Raw genomic sequence first — 23,204 nt, forward strand, 5'->3', positions numbered from 1 at the left:
TCGGCCACCCAGATCTCCCGCCACTTCTCCCACCAGGACAAATCGCCCCGAAGGGGCGGATGAGAGTACTGGCGCCGCTGCGTACAACGAAACCCAGCTCGGCCCTGCAGCGCCAGTCGCTTCGCGCCGCACCCTCACCCCAACCCCGCTCCCGCAGTGAGAGGGTCCATAGCGTGCGCGACGCTGCTTCAGCCATCGAGAGCCCTCCTCCCTTCTCCCACCGGGAGAAGGTGCCCCGCAGGGGCGGATGAGGGTACGGGCCCCAGCCAGGCATCCACCCGACACGGCAGCAATCGCTCCGCCTGCCCCCCCCCACACACGGTCGCCGCGCCGCAGCAGGTACGCCACAATAGCCGCCCCATCGCGCCGGCCGGCGCGCTGCAACCTGATGAGGAGCGGTTCGATGTTCGTGGTGTGCGGAGAGGCCTTGTACGACATCTTCATCGACGGCTACGCCGGCACCTCGGTCGGGATGACCGCGCGCCAGGGCGGTTCGCCGTTCAACGTGGCGATCGGCCTGGCCCGTCTGGGTGCGCCGTCGGCGCTGTTCACCGGCCTGTCCACCGATCCGCTCGGCCGCCAGCTGCGTGCCACCCTCGAAGGCGAAGGCGTGGCCCTGGACTACTGCATCGACAAGCGCGAGGCCACCACCCTGGTGATGGTCGCGCTCGACGCCGGCGGCGTGCCCAACTACGCCTTCTACGGCACCGGCTGCGCCGATCGCGCGCTGACCGCGGCCGACCTGCCGGCGCTGGACGCGCGCGTCGGCGGCCTGCATTTCGGTTCCTACACCCTGGTCGCCGAGACCACCGCCAGCACCTTCCAGGCACTGGCCGAGCGCGAGCGCGGGCAGCGGCTGATCTCGCTGGACCCGAACGTGCGGCCGACGGTGGAGCCGGACATGGCGGTGTGGCGCGCGCGGCTGGCGCGCTGGATCGCGCTGGCGCACGTGGTCAAGGTCAGCCAGGAGGACATCGAGCTGCTGTATCCGCAGCAGGATCCGTTCGCCATCGCCCGCAGCTGGCTGCAGCAGGGGCCGTCGCTGGTGGTGATGACCCTGGGCGGCGACGGCGCGGTGGCCTGGCGCGGCGACAGCGAAGCGCGCGTGCCCGGCCGCGTGGTGCAGGTGGTCGATACGGTCGGCGCCGGCGACAGCTTCCAGGCGGCGCTGCTGCAGCAGTTGCCCGACCCCGCCGCGCTGGCCGCGCTGGGCAGCGAGCCGGCCGCGCTGGAGCGCCTGCTGCAGTTCTGCGTGGCCGCCGCAGCGATCAACTGCACCCGCGCCGGCGCCAATCCGCCCAGCCTGGACGACGTGCGCGCCGCGCTCTGAGACCGGCCCACGGCATGCACGCGGCGCCCGCGGCCGGGTTGCCTATGATGGGCCGGCCGCCTGCGGCGACACATCCACCGGGAGACCTGCCTTGACCGACCTGTCCGAGATCGCCGTGCGCCTGGGGATCGCCGCCCTCGCCGGCGCGGCGATCGGGTTGAACCGCGACCTGCATGGCAAGCCGATCGGCATCCGCACGCTGGGCCTGGTCGGCCTGGCCACCGCGATGGTGGTGCTGCTGGCCGACCCGCTCGGCAAGGGCGGCTTCACCGATGCCGGCAGCCGCGTCATCCAGGGCATCCTCACCGGCATCGGTTTCCTCGGCGCCGGCGTCATCTATCACACCCAGAAACATGTGCGGGTGCATGGCCTGACCAGCGCCGCCTGCGTCTGGCTCACCGCCTGCGTCGGCATCATGTGCGGCGCCGGCCAGTGGCAGATCGTGGCGGTGTCGCTGGTCATCGCCTTCGTCATCCTGTTGTTCGGCGGCCGCGTCGAACGCGCCCTGCACGCACTCCTGGGCGGCAGGCCGGCGCATGACGCCACGCCGGATCAGTCGTCGGACAGCGGCCCGCACCAGCCCGGCAAATAGCTCGCCTCATTGCTCTTGGCGAGCGCGAGCGCGGTCTCCACGGAACGGGCGAAATCCTCCTTGACGTCGCGGCGCCGCAGCCGGCGGCGGAACAGGTCGGCCCACAGGAACTCGCTGAACGGCGTGGTGTCCTTGGCGTAGCCGCCCGCGCGGCGCACCTCGCCGGCGAGGCTGCGGTAGGGATCGTCCTTCAGGTCCGCGATCGACGTGGGCATGTCCTTGAACGGGCGGCGCTCGCCCTTGGCGTCGTAGGGATAGGCCCAGCGGCGATGATCCAGCACGCTCCACAGCGCGGCCTTGTCGACCATGCTGAGGTCGGCGATCACCGTGACCAGGATGTCCTCCACCCCTTCGTCGTGCAGTGCCCGCGCCAGATGGTGGTGATCGACCACGTAGTAGCGGCCGTCCGGTCCCAGCACCACCGGGATCATGTGCGTGCCGAGCATCTCGGCCTGCTTGTGCTTGGACGCGTGCGCGCGCCAGCGCTTGCGCTTCTCCTTCACCTCGCGCATGCCCACGGTCATCTGCGTGGGACGCAGGGACAGGATCGGAACGGGATGCAGCAGCGGTTCGCGGGGATCGGCCATGCTCAGTCTCCGTGGAAGTGCGCGCGCCGGCGGCAGGCGCGGCCGCCAGAGTGCCAGCGTCGTGCGCGTTCTGCACAGCGCCGCGGCACACGCGATCTTTCGGGAGCCAGGTGTTGCTCCCTCCCCTCCGGGAGAGGGGTTGGGGGTGAGGGTGCGACGGCCAGGGAACCTCTTCCCCCAGACACCTCCCTAGCGAACCGCCCCCTCATCCGCCCCTCCGGGGCACCTTCCCCCGAAAAGGGGGCCATGGTCCCGAAGGGAGAAGGAAGCAAGGGGCCGGGGGTGAGGGTACGGCCGCCATGGAGTCCTCTTCACAGACACGGCGTCCGCCTGCTCAAGCGCGCGCCGCCAGCGCCGATATCCAGTTCCTGAGCGCCAGCATGGGCGGCGCCTTGACCTGGGGAGGAGCCGGCTGGCATGTCGGATCAACGCGACGAGCCGCCGATCAGCGGACTGCGCAAGCTGCTGTCGCCACGTCGGCGCGATCCCGCGCCGACGACGGCCGCGGCGCTGCCGGCGCGCGCGCAGGGCCACGGCCATGGGCACAAGCACGGCCACGCGGCGCCGCCCGCGGAGGCGGCGACCGATCCGGCTGCCGCCACCGCCGCGCTGATCCGCCTGTTCCAGCAGGCGCACGAGCCGCAAGGCCTGCTCGGCGCCTTCGCCGACGGCATGGCCTCGCTGCACGGCGAACTGGGCGACATGGGCCGGCGCCTGCAGTCGGCGGCGAGCAGCGGCGACTGGCCCAGCTACGGCCGCGCACTGCGCCAGTTGATCGACAAGTACATCCGCACCATCGACGTCGAAGATCCGCTGGCCGGGCCCAGCGACAGCGAGCGCCTGCGCGACCTGCTGCGGCAGACCGTGGCCGGCGCGCTGGCGGCGCTGCTGCACACCCTGCCCGAACTGGCCGGCGAGGCCGAAGCCAGCGGCGAGGCATTGCGCCAGTGGCGTCCCGGGCAGCCGCTGGAGCCGGTGGCGCAGCAAGTGCGCGAGCTGTGCCACCAGATCGCGTTGCGCGCCAGCGACGGCCAGGAGCAGCAGGCGCTGTTGCTGAGCCTGTTCGACCTGCTGCTGGAGAACGTCGGCGAACTGCTCGACGACACCAGCTGGCTGCAGGGCCAGATCGCGGTGGTGCGCGACCTGATCGCCGGGCCGCTGGACCGCTACTCGATCGAGGAGGCGCGCGGCAGCCTGCGCGAGGTGATCTACAAACAGGGCCTGCTCAAGCAGGGCATCGCCGAATCCAAGGAGGCGATGAAGGACCTGATGCTGAGCTTCGTCGCGGACCTGGACGGCATGGCCGCCAGCACCGGCGAATTCCACGACCGCATCGCCGACTACTCGCAGACCATCCGCGACGCGCGCAGCATCGCCGACCTCAACCGCCTGCTGCAGGAAGTGCTGCAGGACACCGGCCACGTGCAGGAGCAGGCGCTGCGCGCGCGCGACCACCTGATCGCCGCACGCCAGGAGGTGGACGCGGCCGAGCAGCGCATCCTGCGCCTGGAGCAGGAACTGCAGGACGTCAGCGGCCTGGTGCGGGTCGACCAGCTCACCGGCGCGCTCAACCGCCGCGGCCTGGACGACCTGTTCGTGCGCGAACTGGTGCGCACCGAGCGCAGCGCGCAGCCACTGTGCGTGGCGATGCTGGACCTGGACGATTTCCGCAAGCTCAACGAGACCTACGGCCACCCCGGCGGCGACAGCGCCCTGCGCCACGTGGTGGAGGTGGCGCGCACCACCTTGCGCGCCAGCGATGCCGTCGCCCGCTTCGGCGGCGAGGAATTCGTGCTGCTAATGCCGGACTGCACGATCTTCGAGGCCAGTGCGGCGGTGACCCGCGTGCAGCGCGCCCTGGCCCAGCGCGCGGTGGTGCACGAAGACCAGCGCGTGTTCGTCAGCTTCAGCGCCGGCGTCGCCCTGCGCCAACCCGGCGAAGCGCAGGACGCGCTGATCCGCCGCGCCGACCGTGCGCTGTACGAGGCCAAGAAGGCCGGAAAGAATCGGGTGGTGTCGGCAGACTAGCGCCGGCTTTGCCGGCGCGGGATTGGGGAGTCGGGATTGGGGATTCGCAAAAGCGGGCGTGTGCGGCGCTGTTGCGAATACTGAATCTCCAATCCCGAATCCCTATTCCCGCACCTTCTTGATGCCCAGCACCACCGCCAGCACCACCGCGCCGGCCACGATTCCCACCACCGCATTCCCCAGCGCAAGCACTAGGCTGCACAGGCCGCCGGTCGGGGCGATCGCCTGGATGGCATGGTGCAGCGGGCCGATGCTGTGCACCAGGATGCCACCGCCGACCAGGAACATCGCCGCGGTGCCGGCGATCGACAGCGTGCGCATCAGCCACGGCGCCAGCCACAGGATGCCGCGGCCGATCGTCGCGGCGGCGGCGCCCTTGCGGCTCAGGTACAGGCCCAGGTCGTCGAGCTTGACGATGCCGGCGACCAGTCCGTAGACGCCGGCGGTCATCGCCAGTGCGATCGCCACCAGCACCGCGACCTGCTGCACGAACGGCACGCCGGCGACCACGCCCAGCGACAGCACGATGATCTCCGCCGAGAGGATGAAGTCGGTACGGATCGCGCCCTTGACCTTGTCCTTTTCCAGCGCGACCACGTCCACCTGCTGGTCGGCCAGCGCCTGCACCTGCTGCGCGTGACGTGCCGCATCCTCTTCCTTCGAATGCAGGAAGCGGTGCGCCAGCTTCTCCACGCCCTCGAAGCACAGGAACGCGCCGCCGATCATCATCAGCGGGGTGATCGCCCACGGCAGCCAGGCGCTGATCGCCAGCGCCGCCGGCACCAGGATCGCCTTGTTCAGCAGCGAGCCCTTGGCCACCGCCCACACCACCGGCAGTTCGCGGTCGGCGTTCACCCCGGTCACCTGCTGCGCGTTCAGCGCCAGGTCGTCGCCGAGCACGCCGGCGGTCTTCTTGGCCGCGACCTTGGTCAGCAGCGACACGTCGTCGAGCAGGGTGGCGATATCGTCGAGCAGGGTGAACAGGCTGGCGCCGGCCATGCGGGGATTCCATTCGGGGTGAGCGGCGATTCTCGCCGATTCCGCAGACCAGGTGCGTGAGCAGGCCGGCCTCAACCGCGCGTAACGCCGGCCCGGCTATGGTGCGCCACACCGCCGCACGGCCTGCACAGGACACCCGCATGGACCAGTTCCTCACCGCCCCCCGCGCCATCGTCGACGACGTCCTCGCGGCCGCGGCCATGCTGCAACCGCTGCTGCTGTCGGAAACAGGCAGCGGCACCCGCATCGTGCTGCAGGCCGAGCGCGATCCGCGCCAGGTCGCGGTGCTGTCCGGCGGTGGCGCCGGGCACGAACCGGCGCATGCCGGCTTCGTCGGCCCGGGCATGCTCAGCGGCGCCATCGCCGGCGACCTGTTCGCCTCGCCCGGCGTGGAAGCGGTGCTGGCGGCGATCCGCGCCTGCGCCGACGCGCCCGGCGTACTGCTGGTGATCAAGAACTACACCGGCGACCGGCTCAACTTCGGCCTGGCCGCCGAGCGCGCCCGTGCCGCGGGCATCGCCGTGGCCAGCGTACTGGTCGCCGACGACATTGCCCTGCCCGACGCGGCGCAGCCGCGCGGCATCGCCGGCACGGTGCTGGTGCACAAGTACGTGGGCCACCTGGCGCGCGAGGGCGTGCCGCTGGCCGAACTGGCGCAGCGCGGCCAGGCCTTCGCCGACCGCCTGCTGTCGCTGGGCATGGCGCTGTCCAGTTGCAGCGTACCCGGCCAGCAGGTCGGTCGCCGCGCGCCGGAACTGGGGCTGGGCATCCACAACGAGCCCGGGGCGCGGCCGGTGCAGCCGGGCACGGTGGAAGAGGCGCTGTCGCTGGTGCTGGACCCGCTGCTGGCGCAGGCCGATGCCCGCCTTGGCGCCGACGCGCCGCTGGTGCTGATGCTCAACGATCTCGGCGGCTGCTCGACGCAGGAACTGGGCGTGCTGACGCGGCTGGCGTTGCAGCGCATCGGCGTCGCACGAGTCGCGCTGATGCCGGTGCCGGCAGCGCTGATGACCTCGATGGACATGCACGGTTTCTCGATCACCCTCGCCCCGGCCGATGCCGACGTGCTGGCCGCACTGCAGGCGCCGGTGCAGACCCTGGGCTGGCCCGGCGTGCGTGTGCCGCATGCGGCGCAGACCTTTGCGCCGGCACTGAAGCGCGACCATGGCCACCGCGATGGCGCGCGCGATGCGCAGTGCGCAGCGGCCCTGGGCCGGGTGGCGCAGGCGCTGATCGCCGCGCAGGCCGAGCTGGACGCGCTGGATGCGCGCAGCGGCGATGGCGACGCCGGCAGCACCTTCGCCGCCGGCGCGCGCGCCCTGCGGCAGGCGCTGGACACCGATGCGCTGGCCACCGGCGACGCCGCCGCACTGGCGCGCGGCCTGGCGGCGACGATCGAACACAGCATGGGCGGCTCCAGTGGCGTGCTGCTGTCGATCCTGTTCACCACCGCTGCCGGTGCGCTGGCGGACGGCCGCGACTGGGTGCAGGCGCTGCAGGCCGGCGTGGCGCGGATGCAGCACTACGGCGGCGCGCAACGCGGCGACCGCACCCTGCTCGATGCGCTGCTGCCGGCACTGGACGCCCTGGCACAGGACGCCGACGTGGAGGCCGCCGCACGCGCCGCCCGCGCAGGCGCCGATGCCACCGCCCAGCTCACCCGTGCCGGTGCCGGCCGCGCCGCGGCGGTGCCGGCGGACGCACTGCGCGGCGTGATCGACCCCGGCGCCGAAGCGGTGGCGCGGGCGTTCGCAGCGTGGCGGTGAAGCGGCCGGTCGGGTCGGCCGATGCGGTGCGAGGCAGGTATGGGTCAATCGGGGCGGCAGGCGTGTTCGGGAATGCCCGTCGCGGCTGAAGCCGCTCGTACAAGGCTTGCGGCGAGCTGTCCGAGCGCACTGTGGGAGGGACTTCAGTCCCGACGCGCGCAAGCCAAAATCCCCAATTGCTTCGGAGCAACGCCCCGTCGCCCCACTACTCCGCCGACGCCGCCTCCAGCACCTGCGCCACCGTCTGCAGCGATCCGCGCACCGAGCCGGGCTGCAGCGTCAGCGGCTGGGTCTTGCCACGCACCACCACCTCCATGCGCTGCGGCACGCCCTGCGCGTTGCCGACGATGCGGTAGGTGGTGTCGCCACGCGCAAAGCTGAGCAGATGGCGGTCGGCGTCGTAGTCCATCGCCTCGCCCTGCGCGTCCGGATACAGCAGATCCACCCGCTGCTGCGCGCCGATCGCCGCATAGAACGGCTTGCTGCTGCTGCCGCCGTCGCCGACATTGGCGAACACCACGATGCGCTTGCCAGCCGGCGCCAGGCGGAACTCGAGCAGGATCTTGCGCTGACCCACCGCCGTCTCGCCTTCCTCGTCCCACAGGTAGTGCATGTCGGGCACGCGCTTGCCGGCACGGTCGCGGTACACCGTCTCCTGTGCCAGGCCCGGCCCGTCGCCGCGCGCGTCCTCGACCGTTTCGCTCTCCAACAGCGGCGCGCCATCGCGGATCGAGTATGTCGCGAACTGGTGCCAGCAGCAGCCGTCCTTGGTCATGGTGTGGAGTTCGCGCGCCTGCGCATCCACCTCGAACAGGCCGCAATTGCTCTGCGCCAGTTCGGTGAAACCGGGGCTGGCCTCGAAGCCGTCGGTGGTGCCCAGGTACACCTGGTAGGACGGGCCGTGATAGCAGCTGTTCTGCCCGTCCATCATCGCCAGGTCCTTGATCCCGTCGAAATTGAAATCGTCGTAGATCAGCACGCTCTGCTCGCCGTACGGCAGTTCGTGCACGTTGGCCTTGACCTTGCCGCTCTTCGCATCGGTGTCCACCACCAGCTCCGGCGAGGCCACCTCGAGCAGCGGCGTGGCATTGCCGCGGGCGAACACGCGCACGATGCCGGGACGGAACACCTCGCCGCTGTCCTCGATCTCCAAGGTGGCGCGGTAGCGATCGGAGAAGTCCTGCAAGTCGTAACGGCGGTGCGTGCTGGCGGCGAAGGCCTTGGCGTCGAAGTCGTCGCCGGCATACCGCTGGGTCTGCGTCGCGGCGGTCGCGGTCGACGACAACAGCACAAGCAGCAAGGCCAGGCGTGCACGTGCCGACAGCACACGGGCATGGCCAACGGCATGCGAGACGATGAAGGACATGGTGGCGTTCCTGGCAGCAGGCAGCGAAAGCCAAGGGTAAGGCCGGCCGTGGCGGCCGGCCAGAGGCCAGCGGACCTTGGCGCGTCAGAACAGCGCGCGTGCCAGCGCCCGCAGCGCCGTGCGCGCCTCGGTGGCGATGCCGCCGCCGTCCTCGCCCAGCCAGGCCGCCACGAGCAGCACCACGACCACCCCAGCCGCCAGCAGTGCGAGCCGACGCCACCTCATCGGCCGAGAGCCCTGCCGAACAGGCAAGGTGCCGGTGCAGCACGTCGCGTGGCTGGCGTCATCTGCCATCGGTCGACGCACCACGACCGTCCGTTGCATCCCTGCCCACTCACCGCCATCGCCACTCACCCTGCTGCACTGCGCGCTGTTCTCTGGCTCTCGTTGCGGGGCAGGATACGCCGTGGGTGCGTCGTCCCAGCAACGGCCGCCGCCGGGCTGGCCGCCAGCGCCGTCGCCGACCTTGCCGCCGGCACCACGCCCGCGCACCTGCGATCCACGACGCGCAGCGGGATTCACCACGCGACGACCCAGCCGTCGCCACACTCGATCACGCCCATCCTTGCCCGGAGCCCACCTTGAGCGCGACGCCCGACGCTGCGGCCACACCGCACGTGATCGGCGGCCTCAGCCGCCGTACCCAGATCCTGCGCCTGCTGCTGCGCTACCGCAGCTCCGGGGTGTTTTCCGGCATGGACATGGAGACCGCCCAGGGCGAGCACGAGCTGCCGCCGGAAGGTACGCCCGAACAGTTCGTCACCGACCTGGAGGCGCTCGGCCCGACCTTCGTCAAGCTCGGGCAGATGCTGTCCACGCGCCCGGACGTGGTACCGCCGGAGTTCGCCACCGCCCTGGAGCGGATGCAGGAGAACACCACGCCGATTCCGAGCGAACGCATCCGCGAGATCGTCGAGGCCGAGCTGGGCGTCGGCATCAACAAGGCCTTCTCCGCCTTCGACGACACCCCGCTGGGCAGCGCCTCGCTGGCGCAGGTGCACCGCGCCGCGCTGCGCGACGGCACCCCCGTGGCGATCAAGGTGCAGAAGCCAGAGGTCGCCGCGCAGGTGCGCGCGGACCTGGAGGTGCTGCGCAGCTTCGCCAGCGCCGCCGACAAGCTGACCGGGCTGGGCCGGCGCATCCGCTTCGCCGACTGGCTGGCCGAGTTCGGCAAGGCGCTGCTGGCCGAACTGAACTACGAGGCCGAGGCCGAGAACCTGGCGCGCTTCGGCGAGCACCTGCGCCCGTTCCCGCAGCTGTGGGTGCCGCAGCCGGTGTGGGACCTGAGCAGCCGCCGCGTGCTGACCATGCAGCTGGCCGAAGGCGTGCGCGTGGACAAGATCTCCGGGCTGCGCCGCACCGAGCAGCCGATGGACGACCTGGCCGCGGCGCTGGTGCGCGGCTACCTGGACCAGATGTTCGTGCACGGCGAGATCCACGCCGATCCGCATCCGGGCAACCTGCGCGTGCTCGCCGACGGGCGCCTGGCGATCTTCGACCTGGGCATGGTCGCGCACGTGCCGCCGAAGCTGCGCGAGCGCCTGCTCAAGCTGCTGTTCGCCGCGGTCGATGGCCGCGGCGAGGAAGTAGCCGAGGAAACCATCGCGCTGAGCACGCGCCTGGAGGACTTCGACGAGGAGCGCTACCAGCGCGAGACCGGGCAGATGATCGCCCGCTACGCGGCGCACGACGCCATGTCCGAAGGCCGGGTGGTGCTGGACCTGGTGCGCATCGCCACCGCCTACGGCCTGCGCACGCCGCCGGAGCTGAGCCTACTCGGCAAGACCCTGCTCAACCTGGAAGCGGTGTGCCGCGCGCTGTCGCCGCACCTGGACACGCGCGTGGTGGTCGAGGACCAGTTGCAGCACGTGATGCGCGCGCGCCTGAAGAAATCGCTGTCGGCGGCCAACCTGGCCAGCGAGGCGATGGAACTGCAGGCGCTGCTGCGCGAAGGCCCGCGCCGGCTCTCTGACATCCTCACCCTGGCCGCGGAGAACCGCCTGCAGGTGCGCGTGGCCGGGCTGGAGGAATCGCGGCTGATGGAGAGCCTGCAGAAGATCGCCAACCGCGTCGCCGCCGGCATCGTCACCGCCGCGCTGATCCTGGCCTCCACGCAGATGATGCGCATCGACACCGGCAGCAAGCTGTTCGGCTACCCCGCGATCGCGATGGTGCTGTTCCTGCTCGGCGTGATTCTGGGCCTGGGCATCGTGGTCAGCGCCGTGCTGTTCGACCGACGCATCCGCGCGCGCGAGGAACGCGGGAGGCGCTAGAAGCTGGGAGTGGGGAATCGGGAATGGGGAATCGCAGGAGCGGCTTCAGCTGCGACCTGCGGCGCCGACAGCTGGCGGCCGAAGCCGCTTCGCGCTCCACCACTCCCCGATCCGGCTACTCCCGCGGATCGCGTAAAAGCTTCACTTCCTGCGGCGACTCCAGGGCGATGCCCTCCTCGGCCAGGCGCTGCAGCAGGGCGAAGAACAGTTCGCTGCGGGTGCCGTAGGTCAGCCGCGGCGAGGCCACGTAGGCGAAGCTGTTGAGGGTGACGTGGCCGTTGGCGATGGAGTCGATGAACACCGACGGCGCCGGGTCGTCCAGCACGCCCGGGTGTGCCGCGTACAGCTCCAGCAGCAACGCGCGCAGCTTGGTCACGTCGGTGCCCAGCGAGACCGCGAACTGGATCTGCACCCGGCCCAGCGGCCCGGCCAGGGTCATGTTGCGCAGGGTCTTGGTGATCAGTTCGGAGTTGGGGACGATCAGGGTGGAGCGGTCGCCGACCTGGATCTCGGTGGCGCGCACGCTGATCCGGCGCACATCGCCTTCCTGGTCGCCGATCTTGATCCAGTCGCCGATCTTGACCGGGCGCTCGGCGAGCAGGATCAGGCCGGACACGAAGTTCTGGGTGATCGACTGCAGGCCGAAACCGATACCGACCGACAGCGCGCTGACCACCAGCGCGATCCGCTCCAGGCCGATGCCCAGCGCGGCCAGCGCCCACAACGCCGCCAGGATGATGCCGACATAGCGCGCCACCGTGCTGATCGAGTTGCGCGAGCCGTCGTCCAGTTCGGTCTTGGGCAGGTAGGTCTGGGTCAGCCAGCGATGCAGGTACTGCATGACGCCCAGGCCGAGCAGCAGCACCAGCACCGCGCGGGCGATCGCGCCCGGATACAGCACCACCTTGTCGCTGAGGCGGATGCCATCGGACAGCAGCGAGAACCAGTCCGAGACGATCGAGACGTTGGTGCCGAACGGCATCAACAGCGCGCCGACACCGATCAGCAACAGCACCACCCGTATCAGTGCCGAGGTCAGCACCCCGGCCTGCTCCAGACTGCTCGAGCGCACCCCGAACGCGCCATTGGCGGCGCGGCCGATGCGGCCTTCGCTGGCGAACAGCCACAACGCGAAGTCGTCGGCGAAGGTCATCAGCAGGCGGATCGCGCCGACGATCATGGTGATCCAGATGATCTGCCGGGTGATGAACAGGCCCAGGTGCAGATAGCCCAGCAGCGCCGCCAGCAGCGCCACCACCACCGCGACCTTGACCAGCACGCCGATCAACGCCAGCGCACCGCCGTGCTGCCCGGGCGGCGGCGGTTGCGCATTGGCCAGGGCCTGCGCCGCCGCTTCGGCGTACTGGCGCCGGCGCAGCCGCGACAGGCTGGTCAGGGTGGCCAGGATCAGCACGCCGTAGACCAGCGCGATCACCCCGTCGGCGGCGACGGTGGCCGAGTCGCTGGTGCGCGCGGCCTGGTTGATCACCAGCAGCATGCTGCTGAGCCAGGCCAGCGCCGCGGTGGCCCAGGTGTACTTGCGCAGGCGTCGCGCGGTGGCGTCGTCGATCGGGAACAGCCGCCAGCTCGGCTGGTTCGGCAGCAGCACGCTGGCGCCGAGCGAGCCCATGAAGGCCGCGGCGAAGCTGACCACCACGAAGCCGTTGAGCACTGCATCCAGGCGCTCCGGCACCGCATCGATGCTGCGCAGCGCCTCGGCCAGGGCCAGCGCGGCCAGGCCCGGGGTCAACGTGCCCAGCAGCAGGAACCAGATCGCCAGACCCGACCGGCGCAGGCGGCTGCCCGGCGCGCGCGACACCGCATAGCGCTTGCCCAGCCAGCGCAGCAGATAGCGCAGCGGGAACAGCAGGATCAGCGCGATGGCGATGCCGACGCCAAGCGCGCCGCTGCCATGCTCGGCGATCGCGTCCTGCAGCGACTGCATGCCGAGGGTGTACAGCGCCAGCAGCTTGGCCTGGTCGTCGGGGAAATCGGCGGCGATCTGCTTCCACAGCGCCGGCGACAGCGGCGACGGCGAGCGCAGCGACAGCTCCTGGCTGAAATGCTCGGCGCGCGCGCGTTCGATCTCGTCGGCCAGCTGCCGCGCCTCCACCACCATCAGCTTGCCGCGCTTGACGCCCGAGTCCAGGCTGTCGCGCTGCTTGGTCAGCGCCCTGCGCTGCGCGGCGATGTCGGGGGAGTCGCCGGTGGCGGCGGGACCGAGCTGCTGCAGGCGTGCCTCCACCTGGGCCAGCTGCGGCGCCAGGGCGTCGACCGCGGTCTGCGCATCGTTGGAGGCGTCCGAGACCTGCGTGACCAGGTCCTGGAAGGCGGTCTGGTTGCCGGCATCCACTTCCTTGCCGCGCGCGTCCTTCAGCGACTTTGCGGCGTTGTCCAGCAGGGTCTGCGGGTCCGGCGGCGCGTCGGCGGCGTCCTGCGGCTGCGCAGAGGCCACCGCCGCGCACAGCCACAACAGCAGCAGGGCGTAACGCAACAGGGAAGATGGAGACGCGGAACGGGGCAGCAGGCGCACGCAGGGACCGGCACGGGCAAGCGCGGACCACCGCGCGTGCGGCGCACTATACGGCGCGGTGCTTGAACCGGGCCAGCGGCGGGCGCGGTCACGCGTGCCGTGTGGGCGCGCCGGTGCCTGCGCCGGCTGCCTGTCGCGACCGAAGCGCGCCGCTCCTACGACGGCAGGCGGGTCGCCACGACCGATACCCGGTTCACCGCGCGTCCGTCGTCAGCACGATCTTGCCGATATGCGCGCTGGACTCCATCAGCGCATGCGCCTGCGCCGCCTCCTGCAGCGGGAAGCAGCGGTCCACCTGCGGCTTGATGCGACCCTCGGCCAGCAACGGCCACACCCGCTCCTCCAGTTCGCGCGCGATCGCCGCCTTTTCCATCACCGAGCGCGGACGCAGGGTCGAGCCGGTATGGGTCAGCCGCTTGGCCAGCAGCGGCATCAAGTCCAGTTCGCGCACCTTGCCCTGCTGGATGCCGATCTGCACGATGCGTCCGTCCAGCGCCGCGGCCTGGTAGTTGCGCGCCAGGTAGTCGCCGCCGATCAGGTCCACGATCACGTCGGCGCCGCGGCCCTCGGTGAGGCGCTTGGTCTCGGCGACGAAGTCCTCCTCGCGATACAGGATGGCCGCCTCCGCGCCCAGCGCCAGGCTGGCCGCGCGCTTGTCGGCCGAGCCCACGGTGCTGATCACCCGCGCACCGAAGGCGCGTCCGAGCAGTGTGGCGACGCTGCCGATGCCGGAGGTGCCGCCGTGCACCAGCAGGGTCTCGCCGGACTGCAGACGGCCGCGCTGGAACACGTTGGTCCACACGGTGAAGAAGGTTTCCGGCACCGCCGCGGCCTCGGTCAGGCTCAGCGCCGCCGGCACCGGCAGGGCGTTGCGCTCGTGCACCACCGCGTATTCGGCATAGCCGCCGCCGGCGACCAGCGCGCAGACCTGGTCGCCCAGCCGGTAGCGCTCCACGCCCTCGCCCAGGCCGACCACCTCGCCGGCGAACTCCAGCCCCGGCAGCGGCGAGGCGCCCGGCGGCGGCGGATAGCTGCCCTGGCGCTGCATCACGTCGGGACGGTTGACGCCGGCCGCAGCCACCCGCACCAGCAGTTCGCCGCGCCCGGGGTGCGGTAGCGGCACGCGCACCGGCACCAGCACCTCGGGCGCACCGGGCTGGCGGATCTCGATCGCGGTCATGGTGTCGGGCAACGCGGCGGCGTGGGTCGGGGACATGGTGGGGTCCTGGCAAAGAGCGCGGCGCACGCAGGCGCAGACGCGTGGGGGAACCGCGATGATCGACCTTCCGCGCTGAGGGGTCCGTGACGGCGGGCGATGTTCGCGATGAAGTGCACGAAAGACCTGCCTGGTCCTCTCAGGCCGTCTGCAGTCGGGACGGAAGTCCCTCCCACAGTGCACCCGGCGGGCTCGCCGCACGCCCCTGTGGGAGCGACTTCAGTCGCGACGCGCGTGACGATGACCGCCAGTCACTTCCAACGCCAACGGTGTCGAGGCGTAACGCTCCGCTCACGCAAGCGCTCAAGGTAGGCGGCGCCTACTCGCCCACTGGCGCCGCCTGCGCCGGCCACTCGGTCATCGCCGGCACGGCAGCCTCGACCCGCTGCAGATCCAGCCGCGCCTGCAGCGCCGGCAGGGCGATCGCCAGCGGGCAGCGCAGACGGCCGCCGCAGCCGGGCAGCGGCCAGCGCCGCTCGCGCAGGCTGCGACCGTCGAAGCGGTTGGCCCGCAGCGCCGGCAAGGTCGGCACCACGCTGCGCAGTTGCAGGAAGTCCTGGCCGTCCTGCCGCACCAGGTCCAGCAGCAGCGCACCGCCGGGCGGATACACGTCCGGCTGGCCGCGCACGATGGGATCGATGCCGAACAGGCCGGCCAGATGCGCCAGGTTGGTGTCGTGGCCGAGCAGCACCAGCGCGCGCGTGTCCGCCGGCGCCAGCGGCGCCACCGCCGGGGTCTGCCCGGCCGCGGCCTGCAGCGTCGCCAGCAGATGCGCGAGCAGGTTGGAGCCGCCGGCACGCGCCGCCGGCAGCGCCCGCTTGCTGTAGGCGAAGGAGGCGCTGTGCAGGCCGATCAGCCGCTGCAGCGCTGCGGCATCGGCGCGCCCCCAGGCCACCTGCGGCAACGGCAGGTCCTGCGCGTATTCCAGCATCAGGTTCTCGGCCAGGCTGCCGGCGGTCTTCAAGACCTTGGCCGCCTGCGCCGGATCCTGCAGCCGCTGCGGATCGTCCAGGCGCGGCGACTCCTGCGCAGCGCAGGTCGACCCCGCACAGCCGGACAGCACCCGCTGCAGCGCCCGCAGCCGGCCGCGCGTGGCCGCGTCCAAGTGCAGCGGCGGCGCGGGTGCATCGTCGTCCTTGTCCTCGTCCTTGCCGAAATGGAACAGCGGATTGTTCTGCGTCGTCGGCAATGCGAGGTAATGCGCCTGGCACCCCGGCAGCAGTCCTTCGGTGAAGGCCGCCGCGCTATCGTGGTTGCGCGGCGTGCTGTCGGCGATCACTACCGCGCCGGACCCGGCGCAGTCCGGCGCCAGCGCCGCCGTGGACAGCCAGCGCTGCCGGTAGCGCGCACCCAGCGCCTGCATGCCGGCGGCACCGTGCGCCGTGAGCTGGCCGGGCGCCACCGGCCATTGCGGCCAGGGTTGCGTGGCGTACCTGGCCAGGTCGTCTGGCGATTGCGTCGGTGCGCGCACGCCGTGGCGCATCACCACGATCGTCAGGCGTACCTCCGCCGCGTTCGATGCCGCGGCAGGCTTGGGCGATGCGACCGCCGACCAGGCGGCGCTGGCGACGCACAGCAACGCAGCCACGCGCCATGCACTGCGCACGCGTGCGAATCGGAAAGCGAACATGGCCGGCCTCAGAACTTCAGCGACAGATCGAGGAACACGCCGCGCCCGGCCAGGCCGAAGTACAGCGGCTGGTTGTCGGAAGAGCGGGTGCCGGCGTAGCCGATCAGCGCATGCCGGTTCAGCAGGTTGTTGACGTCCATGCTGATCGAGTAGCCCTTCAGGCCGTAGGGCCCGTGCGTGCTGCGGTAACCCAGCGCCGCATCCAGGCTGGCGTAGCCGCCCAGGCGCTGGTCGTTGCCGAACACCGTGGTGCCATTGGCCGCGGTGCTGTTGTCCACGCCGTACTGCGCGCCCACCACCTTCTCCATCAGCGAACCGAAGTAGCCGGTGCCGCTGTTGTACAGCAGGCCCAGGGCGGCGGTCACCCGCGGCGTGCCGGCGACCTGGGTGCTGCTGTGCTTGTAGGTGGCGTCGTTGTAGCTGGCGTTGGCGTACAGGCTCAGGATCGGCGTCAGCGCGTAGGTGGCCTCGGCCTCGGCGCCCCTGTACACCGCACCGCCGCCGTTGACGAAGGCGCTCTCGGTGCCGCTGTCGGTGTTGATCAGGGTCTGGCTGATGTAGTTGCTGAAGTCGATGTAGTAGACGTCGGCGCCGAAGGTCAGGCCGCGCGCGGCATAGCTGGTGCCGAGCTGGTAGTTGCTGGTCAGCTCCGGGCGCAGGCCACGGGCGCCGTTGAGTTCGATCACGTCGATCGGCGGCGCCAGGAAGCCGCGCGCGGCCTGCACATAGCCGCTCCAGTGCTCGTTGAAGCTCTGGTGCAGGCTCAGCGACGGCAGCGTGGCGTCGTAGCTGGCGTCGCTGTGTGCTGGCGCCGGCGGGGTGCTCTTGTTGAGTTCGGCATCGAGCTGGCGCTGCACCCGCGCGTAGCGCAGGCCCGGGCTGAGGGTCAGGCTGTCGCTGAGCTTCCAGTCGTACTGCAGGTACGGCTGCAGGGTGTCGGTGCGGTCGTGCAGGTTGTAGTTGTACAGCGGGCCGTACTTGGTGCCGCTGGCCGCGCCGGTCGTCATGTCCACCGGCAACTGCTGGCGCTCGTCGAGGTTGCGCTCCACCCACACGCCGGTCTGCAACTGGCCCGGTCCCAGGTCGCGGGCCAGCCGCAGCACATCGCCGAAGGCGCGGAAGTCGTTGTCCGAGAGCTTGCCCGGCACGTCCTTGGCGGCCTTGGACAGCTTCTTGCCAGTCGCGCTGTAGAAGGTCACGCCGTTGTCGGCAGCGCTCTCGCTGGTGGGGATGCTGGTCTTGGAAGCGGTGTGGTCGAAGCTGTTGTAGTAGACCTTGTTGTCCAGGTCCCACTCGCCCAGGCGCGTGCTCAGGCCCAGGTAGGTGAAGCTGGAGTAGTAGGCGGCGGCGTTGTAGCCGGTGTAGTTCTGCAGGGTCGGATCGTTGCCCAGGCCGTAGCGCCAGCCATGCTGCGCGATCTGCGCGCGGGTGGCGCCCTGCACGGTGTTCTGGTGCTCCTGGTTGTAGCTGCTGACGAAGGTCAGCGTGGTCGCCTCGCCCAGATCGGTGACGGTCTTGAGGAAGGCGTGCTCGCGGCGGTCATCGGTGCCCTTGAGGTACGTGTCGCTGGCTTCCTTGGACAGGTCCGCGAACAGGCGCGTGTTGCCGATGTGCTCGTCGGCGCTGACGCCGCCGGCCCAGGTGTTCCAGCTGCCGCCGGTGCCGTACACGGTCACGCCGTCCACTTGGCTGGGGTTGCGCGTGCGCAGCGCCAGGGTGCCGCCGAAGGTTGCGTTACCGATGGTGGCGCCGCCGCCGGGGCCGCGGTCGATCTCGGCCTGGCCGAGCACGTGATTGTTGAAGTAGGCCGAGGTGGTGTGGTGCAGGTCGCTGGCATCGCCGAAGGGAATGCCGTCGAAGGTGATGTTGAACTGGCCGTCCTGGAAGCCGCGGATGCTGACGCCTTCGTTCTTGCCCAGGCCCGGACCTTCCGGCGAAGTAGTGACCACGCTGGGCGCGTACTTGATGATGTCGTCGTAGTTCGAGTTCAGGCGCAGGCCGTCGCGGATGAAGCGCTCGTCGATCACCGAGGTCGGCTGGCTCGCCTCCAGCGGCGCGGCGCTGGGCGCCAGCGTGTCGACGCTGTTGGCGGTGACGTTGATCGGCGCCAGTTCGCGCGGGCCGTCGTGTTCGCCGTCGGCCTCGACATGCGCCGGAGCGGCGCTGCGCGGCGCCCGTGGGGCGGCGACCGGCGCGGCGGCGACGCTGCTGCGCACGATGGCGACCGAGCCGGGCGTCAGCATGCGGTAGTCCAGGCCGGTGCCGGCTAGCAAGGCATGCAACTGCTGCGGCGGCGCCAGGCCGGCCGGGGCACCGCTGCTGCGCAGGCCTTCGGCCAGCGCCGGGTCGTACATCAGTTGCAGCCCGCTGCTGCGCGCGAACTGGTCCAGCGCCTGCGCCAGCGGCATGGGCGCGATGGCCGAGGCGGAGGCGGCGGGCGCCGACCAGGCCGGCAACGAGGACGTGCAGCCCAACAGCAGGGCGATGGAGACGACGAGAGGCTTGCGCATGACGATCACACCGGAGGGGAGGAAGGGCGGGCCCGCGCGTGCTGCGCGACGGCCATGCTTCCTAGGAGTGCCCCGGTGCGCCGTGCGGCTACCGTCGATTGCATGAATTTTTTCTTACAGCGGGGCCGGTGCGTGGCGGATGGTCACCGCGTGCGCATCGCGCTGCACCTGCACGTCCGGCAGGCTGCCGAGATAGGCGACGAAGGCCTCCGGATCGCGCAGGTGGAACACCCCGCTGACCCGCCGCGCCGCCAGCGCCGGGTCGGCGATGCGCAGCGGCTGCGTGGTGTAGGCGTTGAACAGACGCGCCACTTCGCCCAGGCTGCGATCGTGCACGCCGACCTGCGCCGGCAGCCAGGCGGTGGCGTCGGCGATGTCGGCGTGGTCGCGCCGCGCCAGCACGCGGCCCTGCGCATCCAGCCGCGCCTGCTGGCCGCGGCCCAGGTCGGCCAGCGTCGTCCCCTCCGACGGCAGGTCGCCTCGGTGCCACCACGCCGGGGTATCGCGCGACACCTGCACCCGCCCCTGCAGCACGGTGACGCGGGCGCCGCCGGCCTGCGGGTCGACCCCGAACACGGTGCCGACGTCGCGCAGCACCAGCGCGCCGACGCTGACCCGCAGCGGCCGCGCCGGATCGTGGCCGAGATCGAACACCGCCTTGCCGCGCAGCAGGGCGATGTCGCGACGCTGCGTGCCGTAGCGCACCGCGATCGCGCCACCGCGCTCCAGTTGCACCACGCTGCCGTCGTCCAGCGCGACGCTGCGCGGCGCGTCCGCTGGCGCTGCGTACACCGTCGCCGGCACCTGCTCCGGCGCGCTCAGGCGCAGCGCCACACCCGCGGCGGCCAGCGCGAGCACGGCGGCGGCCGCCAGCGGCCAGCGCCTGCGCCTGCGCCTGCGCCGTGGCAGGACACGCCGCGGGTGGGGCACCGACGTCGGCGTGTCCACATCCGGGCGCAACGGCACCACCACCGCCCCGCTGCGCAAGGCATGCGCGCGCAGCTGCGCACTGCTGGCCTGCTGCGCCTGCGCCGCGGACGGCAGGTCGCCGTGCATCCGCGCGATGTCGAAATAGGCGGCCACGTGCGCCGGCGAGTGCCGCAGCCAGGCCAGGAACTCGGCCTGCCGCGCCGGCGGCAGCGCGGTCTCGCGCTGCGCCAGGTACCAGTCCGCGGCCGCCTCGGCGACGCGCTGCGCATCCTCACGCATAGCGCGCCATGCCCTGCCGGCACACCGCCAGGCCTTTGATGATGTATTTCTTGACCATGTGGCTGGAGATCTGCAGTTGCTCGGCGATTTCCTGGTAGCCCAGTTCGTCGCGGTAGCGCAGCGTCATCGCCGCGCGACACTTCGGCGGCAGCCGTGCCATCAGCTCGGCCAGGCGCTGCCGGCGTTGCGCGCGGTGCACCTGCGCATCGGCCTCGCAGGGCACCGCCAGCCGCTCCAGCACATCGTCCAGGCAGGTGTCGCGCTGGCTGTTGCGCTGGTGCAGCAGCGCGTGCTCACGCATCAGGTTGGCAGCGATGGTGAACAGGTAGGCTTCGGGATTGGCGATCTCCGGCGCGTGCGCCTCGCTGCGCTGCAGCCGCAGCCACACTTCCTGCAGCAGGTCGTCGGCATCCCAGGCCGCGGCGCGGCGCTTGCGGAAATAGCGGCTCAGCGACGGCCGCCATTGCAGGAACAGCCGCGACAACGCCGGCAGGGGTTCGGAACGCACCAGCCACTCGCAGTACCGGCGCCATCGGCGGCCGGCGGATTCGGAAAGGCTGCGATGCTGGTCCTCGGCGATGACAGTCCGATGACGTACCGGTCGTGCGGGCGCGGAGGAGCGGTTGCGCCCCAGCAGGCATTCAGTGCATGCCGCTGACTGCCGGTTTCGCTCGCTCGGCGCATGCGACGCGGCCGGTCACCGCGCCTGCACCATCGCCACGGACGCGGCGGCGGCGCGTCCCAGCGTTTCCCGTGCGGGACAGGATGTCTCTCGAAGCGGCCTTCCGTTCCGTGGGCATCGCCCCATATCGTGAAGATTGCCGCCTCCAACCTTGGGCGGCGTTCGCATGAAGGATCTCTCCATGACCGACCCCATCGTCCAGATCAAGCCGCTCGGCTTCCCTTGGGACACGATCGACCCGTTCCTGTTCTGCGTCTACCACGACGATGCCTACCCCGCCGGCAACGGCGCGATGGGGCCGGCGGCGTCCCTGCACGGCCGCGCCATCGGCCAGGACTTCAGCCGCAAGGACGGCTGGAGCATGTATCACGGCGAAGAGATTCCCGGCTTTCCCGGCCATCCGCACCGTGGCTTCGAGACCGTGACCATCGTGCGCAAGGGCCTGATCGATCATGCCGACTCGCTCGGTGCGGCGGCGCGCTTCGGCGCCGGCGACGTGCAGTGGGTGACGGCCGGCGCGGGCATCGTCCATTCGGAGATGTTCCCGCTGCTGGACACGGCCGCACCCAACCCGCTGGAGTTGTTCCAGATCTGGCTCAACCTGCCGGCGCGCAACAAGCTGGCTGCGCCGCACTTCACCATGTTCTGGTCGGAAGACCTGCCGCGCTTCACCGCCACCGACGATGCCGGCCGCACCACCGAGGTGGCCTGCGTGGCCGGCCGCATCGGCCCGGTCGACGCCGCGCCAGGCAGCGCCGGCGGCCCGCTCGCGCCGCCACCGGATTCATGGGCCGCGCAGGACGATGCCGATGTGGCCATCTGGACGATCCGCATGGCACCCGGCGCACGCTGGACCCTGCCCGCCGCGCAAGGCCGCGGCACGCGCCGCAGCCTGTACTTCTTCAAGGGCGCAGCGGTGACGGTGGGCGGGCGCCCGGTGACCCGCCACGCGGCGATCGAGTTGCGCGCCGATCAGGCGGTCGAGTTGGTCAATGGCGACGGCGAGGCGAGCGAGTTCCTGGTGCTGCAAGGCCGACCGATCGCCGAACCGGTGGCGCAACACGGTCCGTTCGTGATGAACACGCAGGCCGAGATCGCCCAGGCCATGGCCGACTATCGCCGCACCCAGTTCGGCGGCTGGCCATGGCGGGACGAGGCGCCGGTGCACGGCAGCGACCCGACCCGTTTCGCGCGACATCCGGATGGGCGCGAGGAGCGGCCGGCGTCGCACGCGGTCGCCGTCGACGGCTAGGGCGTGTCGCCGATGCGAGAGGACGCCGCGTTCCCAGCCTCGTACATACCAATTCTGCGAGTCGCTTGGCGCCGTCCCCTCACCCCAATCCCCGCTCCGCGCCCCGGCCCGCGCTTGCGGCGCGGGCGCTCCAGGGTGCGCGCGCCAGTGGCGCAGGCCGCACCCTGTCGCCCCAACGGGAGAGGGGCTAGGTGCTCAGTAGCGCGCCGAGGCCAGCGCCTGCGCGCGCTCCAGTTGCTCGGCGATGCGCTTGCGCGCCTGCTGCAGTTCCTGGCGGGTGGCGTCTTCCTTGGCCGCCGGCACCAGCTCGGCATCGATCACCGACAGCGCGTCGGAGTACTGCCGCACCACTGCCGCCGCGTAGGCGTTCATGTAGGCGGAGTCGTCCTTCTCATCGCTCAGCGCCTGCAGTTGCGCGCGGCCCTTGGCCACCTGCGCGGCGATCTTCTCCGCATCGCCGGGGCCGCCCTTGCCGGCCGTGGCCGGGTCGGCATCGTGGTGCACGGCGATGGTCTCGCGGGCGAAGTCGGCCACGGTCTTGCTGACGTTGCGCGACAGCGCCTGCTTGGACAGCGCCACCACGTTGCCCTCCAACACCTGCAGCATCGCCTTGGCCGAGGCGTCGCCGCCGATCGGTGCGCGTCCGCTTTCGCCACCCACCGGCGCGGCGGTGGGCTCCGGCGAGGTGGCCGGTGCGGTGCGCGAGGCCTGGTCGCCGGGCTTGCCGCAGCCGCTCAGCGCCACGGCGGTGAGCGCGGCGAGCAGGGACAGACGGACGGGATGAAGAGGTGAGGTCATGAAGCGCTCCTGGTTGGTCTGCGTTCCACCATGCCCAGCCAGCGCGCAAACCTGCGTGAATCGGCGGCGGCTGGCCGTAACGCAAGGCGCGATCGCGCGCACCAGGCGCGCCCTGCAGAGTCGCAACGCGGCAGATGCTCACTGCGATCCGTGATCGCCGCCAGGCCGGCCCCGATGCCGGAGCCGGCCTGGTGCGACCGGCTCCGGACACGGCTCAGCCGCAGCAGTAGCAGACCAGTGGCTTTCCGGGCCCGCCCGGCCCCAATTCGCCGCCGAACGGTGCGCACTCCTGCTGGCAGGCCCAGGCGCTGCAGGCCGCCTCCTTCTCGATGCCGTCGCCGGCGGTCGCCTGCACCGCGCCGAAGCCCATGCTGGCCAGGAACACGGCCGCAAGCATCCCGTTGCGTAACGCTGTCCAACGCTGTTTCATGGC

The 23,204-nt window shown here is 71.2% G+C and carries 18 protein-coding genes; 6 read left to right on the forward strand and 12 right to left on the reverse strand.

Going from position 1 to position 23,204, the window contains the following annotated elements:
- The first annotated feature begins 403 nt into the window (after nucleotides 1–403).
- On the forward strand, nucleotides 404–1,330 hold the full coding sequence (locus CEK69_RS06645) for a carbohydrate kinase (RefSeq protein WP_152244568.1): 927 nt from the start codon (nucleotides 404–406) through the stop codon (nucleotides 1,328–1,330).
- Nucleotides 1,331–1,421: 91 nt separating this feature from the next.
- A complete protein-coding gene (locus CEK69_RS06650; protein WP_152244570.1) occupies nucleotides 1,422–1,922 on the forward strand; it encodes an MgtC/SapB family protein in 501 nt (166 codons plus the stop codon).
- On the opposite strand, the gene CEK69_RS06655 is transcribed toward CEK69_RS06650, so the two are convergent.
- A complete protein-coding gene (locus tag CEK69_RS06655; RefSeq protein WP_152244572.1) occupies nucleotides 1,883–2,509 on the reverse strand; it encodes a ParB-like protein in 627 nt (208 codons plus the stop codon). The genes CEK69_RS06650 and CEK69_RS06655 overlap by 40 nt on opposite strands.
- A gap of 417 nt (nucleotides 2,510–2,926) precedes the next feature.
- Between CEK69_RS06655 and CEK69_RS06660 the strand changes: the two genes are divergently transcribed.
- Nucleotides 2,927–4,537, forward strand: a complete 1,611-nt coding sequence (locus CEK69_RS06660) for a GGDEF domain-containing protein (protein WP_152244574.1) — start codon at nucleotides 2,927–2,929, stop codon at nucleotides 4,535–4,537.
- Between the two features lie 102 nt (nucleotides 4,538–4,639).
- On the opposite strand, the gene CEK69_RS06665 is transcribed toward CEK69_RS06660, so the two are convergent.
- The gene (locus CEK69_RS06665) at nucleotides 4,640–5,536 is read right to left on the reverse strand and encodes a DUF808 domain-containing protein (RefSeq protein WP_152244576.1); all 897 of its coding nucleotides are present in this window, start codon (nucleotides 5,534–5,536) and stop codon (nucleotides 4,640–4,642) included.
- Between the two features lie 140 nt (nucleotides 5,537–5,676).
- Here CEK69_RS06665 and CEK69_RS06670 point away from each other — a divergent pair, with 140 nt between their 5' ends.
- The gene (locus tag CEK69_RS06670) at nucleotides 5,677–7,302 is read left to right on the forward strand and encodes a dihydroxyacetone kinase subunit DhaK (RefSeq protein WP_152244578.1); all 1,626 of its coding nucleotides are present in this window, start codon (nucleotides 5,677–5,679) and stop codon (nucleotides 7,300–7,302) included.
- 205 nt (nucleotides 7,303–7,507) lie between these two features.
- Here the strand turns inward: CEK69_RS06670 and CEK69_RS06675 are convergent, their stop codons facing one another.
- Together CEK69_RS06675 and CEK69_RS21010 are read right to left on the reverse strand one after the other, a co-directional pair.
- Nucleotides 7,508–8,668 carry a hypothetical protein gene (locus CEK69_RS06675; protein ID WP_152244580.1) on the reverse strand — a complete coding sequence of 387 codons (1,161 nt, stop codon included), beginning with the start codon at nucleotides 8,666–8,668 and terminating at the stop codon, nucleotides 7,508–7,510.
- 84 nt (nucleotides 8,669–8,752) lie between these two features.
- Nucleotides 8,753–8,893, reverse strand: coding sequence for a hypothetical protein (locus tag CEK69_RS21010; RefSeq protein WP_017915346.1), 141 nt, complete (start codon nucleotides 8,891–8,893; stop codon nucleotides 8,753–8,755).
- A gap of 356 nt (nucleotides 8,894–9,249) precedes the next feature.
- On the opposite strand from CEK69_RS21010, the gene CEK69_RS06680 reads away from it, so the two are divergent.
- A complete protein-coding gene (locus tag CEK69_RS06680; protein ID WP_017911885.1) occupies nucleotides 9,250–10,941 on the forward strand; it encodes an AarF/UbiB family protein in 1,692 nt (563 codons plus the stop codon).
- 115 nt (nucleotides 10,942–11,056) lie between these two features.
- Here the strand turns inward: CEK69_RS06680 and CEK69_RS06685 are convergent, their stop codons facing one another.
- The 6 genes from CEK69_RS06685 to CEK69_RS06710 form a co-directional block, all read right to left on the reverse strand.
- Complete coding sequence (locus tag CEK69_RS06685) at nucleotides 11,057–13,435, reverse strand: DUF3772 domain-containing protein (protein WP_152244582.1); 2,379 nt, start codon at nucleotides 13,433–13,435, stop codon at nucleotides 11,057–11,059.
- Nucleotides 13,436–13,667: 232 nt separating this feature from the next.
- Nucleotides 13,668–14,690: an NAD(P)H-quinone oxidoreductase gene (locus CEK69_RS06690; RefSeq protein ID WP_152244584.1), complete on the reverse strand. Its 1,023-nt coding sequence runs from the start codon at nucleotides 14,688–14,690 to the stop codon at nucleotides 13,668–13,670.
- 319 nt (nucleotides 14,691–15,009) lie between these two features.
- Nucleotides 15,010–16,296 carry a histidine-type phosphatase gene (locus tag CEK69_RS06695; RefSeq protein ID WP_226975065.1) on the reverse strand — a complete coding sequence of 429 codons (1,287 nt, stop codon included), beginning with the start codon at nucleotides 16,294–16,296 and terminating at the stop codon, nucleotides 15,010–15,012.
- 32 nt (nucleotides 16,297–16,328) lie between these two features.
- The gene (locus CEK69_RS06700) at nucleotides 16,329–18,830 is read right to left on the reverse strand and encodes a TonB-dependent receptor (protein ID WP_152244588.1); all 2,502 of its coding nucleotides are present in this window, start codon (nucleotides 18,828–18,830) and stop codon (nucleotides 16,329–16,331) included.
- A 114-nt stretch (nucleotides 18,831–18,944) separates the two neighbouring features.
- Nucleotides 18,945–20,039, reverse strand: a complete 1,095-nt coding sequence (locus CEK69_RS06705) for a FecR domain-containing protein (protein WP_152244590.1) — start codon at nucleotides 20,037–20,039, stop codon at nucleotides 18,945–18,947.
- On the reverse strand, nucleotides 20,032–20,547 hold the full coding sequence (locus tag CEK69_RS06710) for a sigma-70 family RNA polymerase sigma factor (protein ID WP_026143698.1): 516 nt from the start codon (nucleotides 20,545–20,547) through the stop codon (nucleotides 20,032–20,034). Before CEK69_RS06710 ends, CEK69_RS06705 begins: the two co-directional genes overlap by 8 nt.
- A 355-nt stretch (nucleotides 20,548–20,902) precedes the next feature.
- Here CEK69_RS06710 and CEK69_RS06715 point away from each other — a divergent pair, with 355 nt between their 5' ends.
- Nucleotides 20,903–21,973 carry a pirin family protein gene (locus CEK69_RS06715; RefSeq protein ID WP_226975066.1) on the forward strand — a complete coding sequence of 357 codons (1,071 nt, stop codon included), beginning with the start codon at nucleotides 20,903–20,905 and terminating at the stop codon, nucleotides 21,971–21,973.
- Between the two features lie 195 nt (nucleotides 21,974–22,168).
- Here CEK69_RS06715 and CEK69_RS06720 read toward each other — a convergent pair whose 3' ends face one another.
- A complete protein-coding gene (locus CEK69_RS06720; RefSeq protein WP_193313921.1) occupies nucleotides 22,169–22,771 on the reverse strand; it encodes a DUF4142 domain-containing protein in 603 nt (200 codons plus the stop codon).
- Nucleotides 22,772–22,985: 214 nt separating this feature from the next.
- The gene (locus tag CEK69_RS06725; protein ID WP_026143700.1) at nucleotides 22,986–23,201 is read right to left on the reverse strand and encodes a hypothetical protein; all 216 of its coding nucleotides are present in this window, start codon (nucleotides 23,199–23,201) and stop codon (nucleotides 22,986–22,988) included.
- Between the last annotated feature and the right edge of the window lie 3 nt (nucleotides 23,202–23,204).

This window comes from Xanthomonas sp. LMG 12462, assembly GCF_009192885.1.
Taxonomy (GTDB): domain Bacteria; phylum Pseudomonadota; class Gammaproteobacteria; order Xanthomonadales; family Xanthomonadaceae; genus Xanthomonas_A; species Xanthomonas_A sontii.

Coding starts and splice junctions, on each gene's coding strand:
- CEK69_RS06645 (WP_152244568.1), top strand. CDS start 404: ATGTTCGTGGTGTGCGGAGAGGCCTTGTACGACATCTTCATCGACGGC.
- CEK69_RS06655 (WP_152244572.1), bottom strand. CDS start 2,509: ATGGCCGATCCCCGCGAACCGCTGCTGCATCCCGTTCCGATCCTGTCC.
- CEK69_RS06660 (WP_152244574.1), top strand. CDS start 2,927: ATGTCGGATCAACGCGACGAGCCGCCGATCAGCGGACTGCGCAAGCTG.
- CEK69_RS06665 (WP_152244576.1), bottom strand. CDS start 5,536: ATGGCCGGCGCCAGCCTGTTCACCCTGCTCGACGATATCGCCACCCTG.
- CEK69_RS06670 (WP_152244578.1), top strand. CDS start 5,677: ATGGACCAGTTCCTCACCGCCCCCCGCGCCATCGTCGACGACGTCCTC.
- CEK69_RS06675 (WP_152244580.1), bottom strand. CDS start 8,668: ATGTCCTTCATCGTCTCGCATGCCGTTGGCCATGCCCGTGTGCTGTCG.
- CEK69_RS21010 (WP_017915346.1), bottom strand. CDS start 8,893: ATGAGGTGGCGTCGGCTCGCACTGCTGGCGGCTGGGGTGGTCGTGGTG.
- CEK69_RS06690 (WP_152244584.1), bottom strand. CDS start 14,690: ATGTCCCCGACCCACGCCGCCGCGTTGCCCGACACCATGACCGCGATC.
- CEK69_RS06700 (WP_152244588.1), bottom strand. CDS start 18,830: ATGCGCAAGCCTCTCGTCGTCTCCATCGCCCTGCTGTTGGGCTGCACG.
- CEK69_RS06705 (WP_152244590.1), bottom strand. CDS start 20,039: ATGCGTGAGGATGCGCAGCGCGTCGCCGAGGCGGCCGCGGACTGGTAC.
- CEK69_RS06715 (WP_226975066.1), top strand. CDS start 20,903: ATGACCGACCCCATCGTCCAGATCAAGCCGCTCGGCTTCCCTTGGGAC.
- CEK69_RS06720 (WP_193313921.1), bottom strand. CDS start 22,771: ATGACCTCACCTCTTCATCCCGTCCGTCTGTCCCTGCTCGCCGCGCTC.
- CEK69_RS06725 (WP_026143700.1), bottom strand. CDS start 23,201: ATGAAACAGCGTTGGACAGCGTTACGCAACGGGATGCTTGCGGCCGTG.